This is a genomic window from Treponema sp. OMZ 805 (assembly GCF_050937395.1).
In the GTDB taxonomy this organism is placed as follows: Bacteria; Spirochaetota; Spirochaetia; order Treponematales; family Treponemataceae; genus Treponema.
The window spans coordinates 81,209-88,387 of record NZ_JACCLP010000013.1; the positions used below are offsets into that span (position 1 = coordinate 81,209).

At 44.3% G+C, this 7,179-nt stretch carries 4 protein-coding genes; 3 read left to right on the forward strand and 1 reads right to left on the reverse strand.

What is annotated here, in order from left to right:
* Positions 1-55: 55 nt before the first annotated feature.
* The 3 genes from ygeW to htpG all read left to right on the forward strand — a co-directional run bounded on the left by ygeW (position 56) and on the right by htpG (position 4,726).
* Complete coding sequence (gene ygeW, locus HGH47_RS10270; protein WP_432912195.1) at positions 56-1,255, forward strand: knotted carbamoyltransferase YgeW; 1,200 nt, start codon at positions 56-58, stop codon at positions 1,253-1,255.
* Positions 1,256-1,538: 283 nt separating this feature from the next.
* The gene (locus HGH47_RS10275) at positions 1,539-1,979 is read left to right on the forward strand and encodes a Dps family protein (protein WP_212565957.1); all 441 of its coding nucleotides are present in this window, start codon (positions 1,539-1,541) and stop codon (positions 1,977-1,979) included.
* Positions 1,980-2,812: 833 nt separating this feature from the next.
* The gene (htpG, locus tag HGH47_RS10280) at positions 2,813-4,726 is read left to right on the forward strand and encodes a molecular chaperone HtpG (protein WP_432912198.1); all 1,914 of its coding nucleotides are present in this window, start codon (positions 2,813-2,815) and stop codon (positions 4,724-4,726) included.
* Between the two features lie 237 nt (positions 4,727-4,963).
* Here the strand turns inward: htpG and HGH47_RS10285 are convergent, their stop codons facing one another.
* Complete coding sequence (locus tag HGH47_RS10285) at positions 4,964-7,066, reverse strand: methyl-accepting chemotaxis protein (RefSeq protein ID WP_212565959.1); 2,103 nt, start codon at positions 7,064-7,066, stop codon at positions 4,964-4,966.
* Positions 7,067-7,179: the final 113 nt, after the last annotated feature.

A 7,179-nucleotide genomic window follows, 5' to 3' on the forward strand; every position in this document is an offset into this window, starting at 1 on the left:
GGGGATGGTAAAAAGCAGCCGCTTTTGAACCATCCCCATGCCCTTAGGAGTAATTATGGCCTTGATTATGGATCCGTACATTACAAAGCTCAATAGTTTGAGCTTTAAGAAGATGTACAACAATGACTTTTTCCTGACATGGGAAAAAACCTTCGATGAAATTCTTGCAACATGGACGGTAGCCGATGCGCTGCGCACCTTGCGGGAAGCTAACATTTCCACCAAGATTTTTGAAAGCGGCCTCGGAATTTCGCTGTTCCGCGATAACTCAACCCGTACTCGGTTCAGCTTTGCGGCTGCTTGTAACCTGCTCGGTTTGGAAGTACAGGATTTGGACGAAGGAAAGTCTCAAATTGCCCACGGAGAAACCGTCCGCGAAACCGCTAATATGGTTTCGTTTATGGCGGACGTTATCGGTATCCGCGACGATATGTACATCGGTAAGGGCAATACCTATATGCACACCTTTATGGATGCGGTTGCCGAAGGCAATAAGGACGGCGTGCTCGAACAGCGCCCGACTCTTGTCAATCTACAGTGCGATATAGACCACCCCACACAGATTATGGCGGACACGCTCCATATCATCCATGAATTCGGCGGACTTGAAAACCTGAAAGGCAAGAAAATCGCCATGACATGGGCATATTCACCCTCTTACGGAAAACCGCTTTCCGTTCCGCAGGGCGCAATCGGCCTGTTCTCCCGCTTGGGAATGGACGTTGTGCTTGCGCATCCGGAAGGATACGAGATTATGCCTGAGGTTGAAGAAGTCGCAAAGAAGCAGTCCAAAGCATCGGGCGGTTCCTTTACCAAGACCAACAGCATGAAAGAAGCCTTTAAAGATGCCGATATCGTATATCCCAAGAGCTGGGCGCCCTTTACCGCAATGGAAAAGCGGACGAACCTTTACGGCGCAGGCGACTTTGACGGCATCAAAGCCCTCGAAAAAGAACTGCTTGCACAGAACGGTAACCACAAAGATTGGGAATGTACCGAAGATATGATGAAGCTGACCAAAGACGGTAAAGCACTCTACCTCCACTGCTTACCGGCGGATATTACCGGCGTCAGCTGCAAAGAGGGCGAAGTTGCCGGTTCGGTGTTCGACCGCTACCGCATACCGCTCTACAAGCAAGCAAGCTTTAAGCCGTACATCATCGCCGCAATGATCTTCCTTGCGAAAGTACGCTATCCGCAGCTTACGCTAGAAGAACTGGAAAAGCGGGCAACGCTCCGCCATACCGGCAGATAGCCGGGCATCTAAAAAAGCTCGGTTAGTTTTTTAGAGTTTTTTAACAGTTAAAAATAAACCGTTAAGGAGCCGAGAATACGCAGCTTCGGTTGTGTATCCGGCTCTTTAATTCTCCGATAGATGCCACTTGATTTACACCATGAAGCCAGTATAAAAATAACCTGCATCAATATTGCTATAAACTTTGTTGACAACTGCCTTTTTTTTACGTATCTTAAAAACAATACTTATGATGCATTTCTTTAGAAGTGCAAAAGAGTAAATCTTTCAATAGGAGCCGAATATGACAAAAGAATTAGGACAGAAATTAAATCTGTATCTTGCCAATCAACTGGTCGATTATGTAAAAAAACATAATCTGCACTGGAATTTAAAGGGAAGTAACTTTTTTACTCTTCATGCAAAACTTGAAGAATTATACGACGAAGCGGGCGACATTCTTGATGAAGTTGCTGAACGCATTCTCTCGCTCGGCGGTAATCCTGTTTCCAACATGAAAGAAGCACTCGCAATTGCAACGATTAAAGAACTGGAAGACGGTCCTAAATCAACCGAGCAGACAATAAAAACGCTCATTGCCGATACCGACTGTTGGATTAAAGATTCGAAAGAAATTGTCGAACTTGCGGAAAAAGAAGAAGATGGCGTTACGGCTGATATGTTCAACGGTTATACCAAAGACTATCAAAAACTGGCGTGGATGCTAAAAGCATATCAGAGCTAAGAGACGAGTGTTTAACGATTGTTGAAAGCGAACACACAAGGAAATTCCAAAATAACAGAGTTTTGGAATTTCCTTTTTTTTGTTGCTATGGGCATCTTTTAAAAAACTCCTGATTTTTTGAATAAATTCATTTTTATGCTTCCAAAGGAGCTGTCCAAAAACTGGAAGCCTATCGGCTTTTCTGTAAGGAAATGATTTATCATATCCGCTAAAGCGGATTGCGTAATAGTTTTTGGACAGTTTCCTTAGATCTAGATGCGATGTTACGATAAAAACGGTACGTCCTTGTACCGTCTTTATCTTCAAGTTTTCTCATCGAAAACTTGTTACTGTTAAAACCACTGCCATCCATGGCTAATTTAAAAATCATTACTGTATAAAAACTTAACTTTAAACTCGTTATCAGCTATGCTGATGAGGGATGTCCGTGGTTATAAGCAGTAGCAAGATTTGTGTTACGCACGAATCTCGTCCCTTCCTTGGATGCGAAATTTTGTTCAAAATTTCGCGCCCCCTTTTTTTCTCTGTAAGCAGGGTAAACGCATCAGACAGAATAAATATAAATCGCAAAATAATGAGGCTGGAGCAGCATTTGAGTCACGAAGTGGCGAAATTCTGCTGATACAGCCTCATTATTTTGCGAGAAACTACGCCCAAATGTCTGATGCGTTTACCCGGACGCTACAGCGATTTGCCGTTTCTCTCTATTTTAAGTACATTTAATCTGCCTTTTCATTTAAAAACAGCAAAGGCTTAAAAGCGGTATTACTTATCATTCAGTAATGAATAGGCTTCAAACCGCTCAAATTACTTACATATATTGAGGTTATAGTATGGCAAAGTATGAATTTCAAACGGAAGTTAATCAGCTGCTCCACCTGATTATCCATTCTCTGTATTCAAATAAGGAAATATTCCTGCGGGAGCTGGTGTCTAATGCCTCCGATGCGCTCGATAAGCTCAAGTATCTGACCGTGTCGGATGCCGCGTTAAAAAACTTGCAGTTTAATCCCCGCATCGATATTAGTTTTAATGAAGATGCCGCAACGCCGACGCTGACGATCCGCGACACCGGTATCGGTATGAACGATGAGGACATCAAAAATAACCTTGGAACGATTGCCCGCTCCGGCACCAAGGCGTTTTTGGAGCAGCTCGCTGCGGATGATAAAAAAGATTCCAACTTGATCGGTCAATTCGGGGTCGGGTTTTATTCTGCCTTTATGGTTGCATCTAAAATCGAAGTGATTTCTAAAAAAGCGGGTGAAAATACCGTGTGGAAGTGGGTTTCCGATGGTAAGGGTGAATATGAGCTGGAGCAAACCGATGATTCGGCGTTCCCGCTTATCGATGACGTTCCCGAAGGCGCGAATGGAACCTGCATCACCTTGTATCTGAACAATGAAGATTCCGAATTTGCAAGCCGCTGGAAGATTGAAGATATTATCAAACGCTATTCCGATCATATCGCGTTCCCGATTTATCTCCATTATATCCACAAAGAATATGATGATAAGGGTAACGAAAAATCGCAGGCGGCAAAGAGCGAGCAAATCAACGATGCAAGCGCACTGTGGCAAAAACCTAAGTCTGAGCTGAAAGACGAGGACTACAAGAATTTTTATAAGTCGCTTTCGCACGATTCTACCGATCCGCTCTTATACGTCCACACCAAGGCTGAGGGAACGCTGGAGTACACCACGCTCTTTTATGTACCGGCAAAGGCACCCTTCGATATGTACCATGCCGACTACAAGCCCGGTGTAAAGCTCTTTGTCAAGCGGGTGTTCATTACGGAAGATGAGAAAGAATTGTTGCCGGTGTATCTGCGGTTTGTGCGCGGTATTATCGACAGTGAAGATTTGCCGCTCAATGTCAGCCGCGAAATCTTGCAGCAGAACCGCATTTTGAACAATATCCGCTCTGCATCGGTAAAAAAACTCTTAGGCGAATTTAAAAAACTTGCAGAAAGCGATAAGGAAAAATACGAAACCTTTATCGCCGAATACAACCGTCCGCTAAAAGAAGGTTTGTACAGCGATTATGAGCACCGCGACGAGCTTTTAGAACTGATCCGCTTTAGAACAACGAATGAGGAAAATACATGGACGAGTCTTGCCGACTATGTACAGCGGATGAAGGAAGGACAAAAGGCGATTTACTATATCACCGGCGGCGATGAAAAGGCGCTCAGGCAGTCCCCGCACTTGGAAGCGTACAAGGCGAAGGGCTTTGAAGTGCTGATTATGCCGGATGAAATTGACGATATTGTTATCCCGTCCGTCGGCAAGTATAAGGATTGGGAACTCAAGGCTGCAAACCGCGCCGGCTCCGACGAGGAGCTGAGCACTGACGAAGAAAAGAAAGAAGCAAAGCAGAAGGAAAAAGACTTTAAGCCGATTGTCGAAAAGATTAAAACAGCGCTCGGCGATGCGGTAAAAGAAGTACGCCTTTCCAAACGGCTTGCCGACTCACCTTCGTGTATCGTAGTGGACGAAAACGATCCGAGCTTGCAGATGGAGCGCATGATGCGGGCAATGGGGCAGCAGCTCCGCGGCGAGGTGAAGCCTATTTTGGAAATCAATGCGGAACACCCCATCCTACAGCGGCTCAAGGATACCGATGATGAAGCGTTCATTGCCGACACCGCATTTGTGCTGTTAGATCAGGCGCTGCTGCTGGAAGGCAGTACGCTCAAAGACACCGCCGACTTTGTAAAACGCTTGAACAAGCTGCTTGCGAGGTAGGGTAAAAAAATCCCGATAGAAAGGCTTTCTTCCTATCGGGATTACCGGAAAGGTTACTAGCAATGCCAACCGTCTGGTTCAATACCCCCCCTAAAAGTCAAGGACCCCCTTACAGAGTTCGCAGGAGATGTTATAAACATAATAATAGTTTATAGAGGAAATTAAAAGCAGGTGGATACATCCAAAGGGCAGACAACAAATTCGTCTCCCCTTTGGTGTATTTGTAAAACAGAGGTGTTAAACCTTAAACTTATTGACTTCGGCTACTAAGCCTTCAATATTCTGTTTATTCTTTTGTGTAATTTCATTTACTTCCTGCACGGCATTATTGATTTGTACCGCGCCTGCAGCCATCTCATTCATGCTGTCGGTAATAATACGAGTAAGATCATTCAGCTTTTGCATCTCTTCCGCAACACCTTCGCCCCCTTTGAGCATTTCGGCAGAACCCTCGCTTACTTCAATCGTTACCATATTGATATTTTTAATTGCAGTAAGAACTTCCCTACTACCGTTTTCTTGTTCACGCATTGCTTCGGTCAAACGATCACTCATCGACTTTACCTGCTCCGATAAGTTAAAGATAGTATTGAATTTCTCTTCAGCTGTTCTGGAAGAATCCGAAAGCATTTCGATTTCTCCGCTTAATATTTTCAGTGTCGCAGTTATTGCCTTTCCTTGTGTTGCGGAATCTTCCGCCAGCTTTCGGATTTCGTCAGCAACAACCGCAAAACCCTTACCGGCCTCTCCTGCATGAGCAGCTTCTATTGCCGCGTTCATTGCAAGCAAGTTTGTCTGCGAAGCAATATGCTGAATAACACTCGAAGCTTCCAGCAAACCACCTGACTCCTCTGCAATTTTTTGCGTTACGCTATTGGCGGTTACAACTGTTTCTTTTCCGTCTCCGGTTGCAGAGGCCAGCTTTTTAATCGTACTGTCGGTATTTTCAAGGGTTTTCGTGATTGAAGTGATATTTGCAACCATCTGTTCTACCGAAGCTGAGGACTGTGCAACACTTGCCGCCTGTGTTTCGATGCTGGTGTTAAGCTGTTTAATTGTCCGAACAATTTCTTCGATCGTGGCTGCTGTTTCCGTTACGCTTGCAGCTTGTGTCATTGCCTGCTGTTTTACCCCTTCGATATTGGCGCTGATTTGATGAATAGCGCTTGCAGTTTCGGTCATATTGGAAGCAAGCTCGGTTCCGATTTCTTCCATTGATTCACTATTGGTTGCGACAGCACGTACCGATAAAGCAATCTTTTCTATTGTTTCGTTGAAGTATGCGGACAAATTTGTTATTTCATCATTTCCGAAAACCGGCAAACGAACCGTTAAATCTCCTTCACCGCGAGCGATATCCCGTAATGCAGCCACAACCGACTGAATAGGACGCATAATTCTATAGGCGATAATATAAACAACAATAAGACTTATTGCAAAAAGAACAATTCCCAGAATACGGATGCTGATTCGAAGCGTCTTAACGGTTCCCATAAACTCATTAACAGGGGCTTTTATAATAACCGTCCAACCGGTTAACGAAATTGTCGCATAAGAAGCTATATTATCGATGCCGTTATACTCATAGTATCCTACGGAAGAAACTTGCGATGCTAACGCCTGTTTTTCAAACGCGGACAGAGACTCAAGCGCTGCGTCTGTTTTCACTTTTTCTTGTGAATTAGCACGGCTCTGCACTAACGAGAAATCTCTATGCGCGATGACTGTACCCGACGAATCCTCAATATAACAGTATCCGTTTTGACCGACTACAATATCACTTATTTCTTCAGAAAGCAGCTTTGCCGGCACGGCTGCGCTAAGGACACCGATGATGGTATTCGCATCGTCATAAATCGGAACGGCAAAGAGTATTTGCATATCATTCGTTATTTGAGAAAGGAACGGTTCCATAATATAACTTTTTCCTTTAGCAGCGGTTTGGAACCATACCCTGTCATTTACAAACGTAAGGGCTCTATGTGCGTCATACCGATTGCCTTCAAGATCGCATATCCCGAAATAGTCTATTTTTGCATTACGCTTCGCCTCTTGTTCCAACATTTGCGCTTTTTGCTGCAAAGAAAGGTTCTCGTCGCGTAAGAACGGCATACGGGCAAGACCTTCGATAAATTGCATAACCGCGGACATTTTTCCGTCCACAATCGCGGCGACATCCGTTGCCTTATCGGTAAGATGCGCCTCAATTTTTTCGATTACCGCTTTACGGGCTATTCTGACAGCTAAAACACCCATCGTAACACCGACAATTAAAATTAATGCACCGAAAAGCAAAGCAAGCTTATATCTAAGCGAAAAAATTTTCTTTCCCGTAGTCATAAGGTATCTCCCGTCTTGCAATGATGATTCCTGTATGTGTATAGGCTTATTGGCAGGTGTATGTATCGGGGGGGGGGGGGGGGGGTTTTTTTTTTTTTTTTTTTTTTTTTTCA

Bases quoted from the DNA above. Each gene is read 5' to 3' on its own strand.
- ygeW (WP_432912195.1), top strand. From the start codon at position 56: ATGGCCTTGATTATGGATCCGTACATTACAAAGCTCAATAGTTTGAGC.
- HGH47_RS10275 (WP_212565957.1), top strand. From the start codon at position 1,539: ATGACAAAAGAATTAGGACAGAAATTAAATCTGTATCTTGCCAATCAA.
- htpG (WP_432912198.1), top strand. From the start codon at position 2,813: ATGGCAAAGTATGAATTTCAAACGGAAGTTAATCAGCTGCTCCACCTG.
- HGH47_RS10285 (WP_212565959.1), bottom strand. From the start codon at position 7,066: ATGACTACGGGAAAGAAAATTTTTTCGCTTAGATATAAGCTTGCTTTG.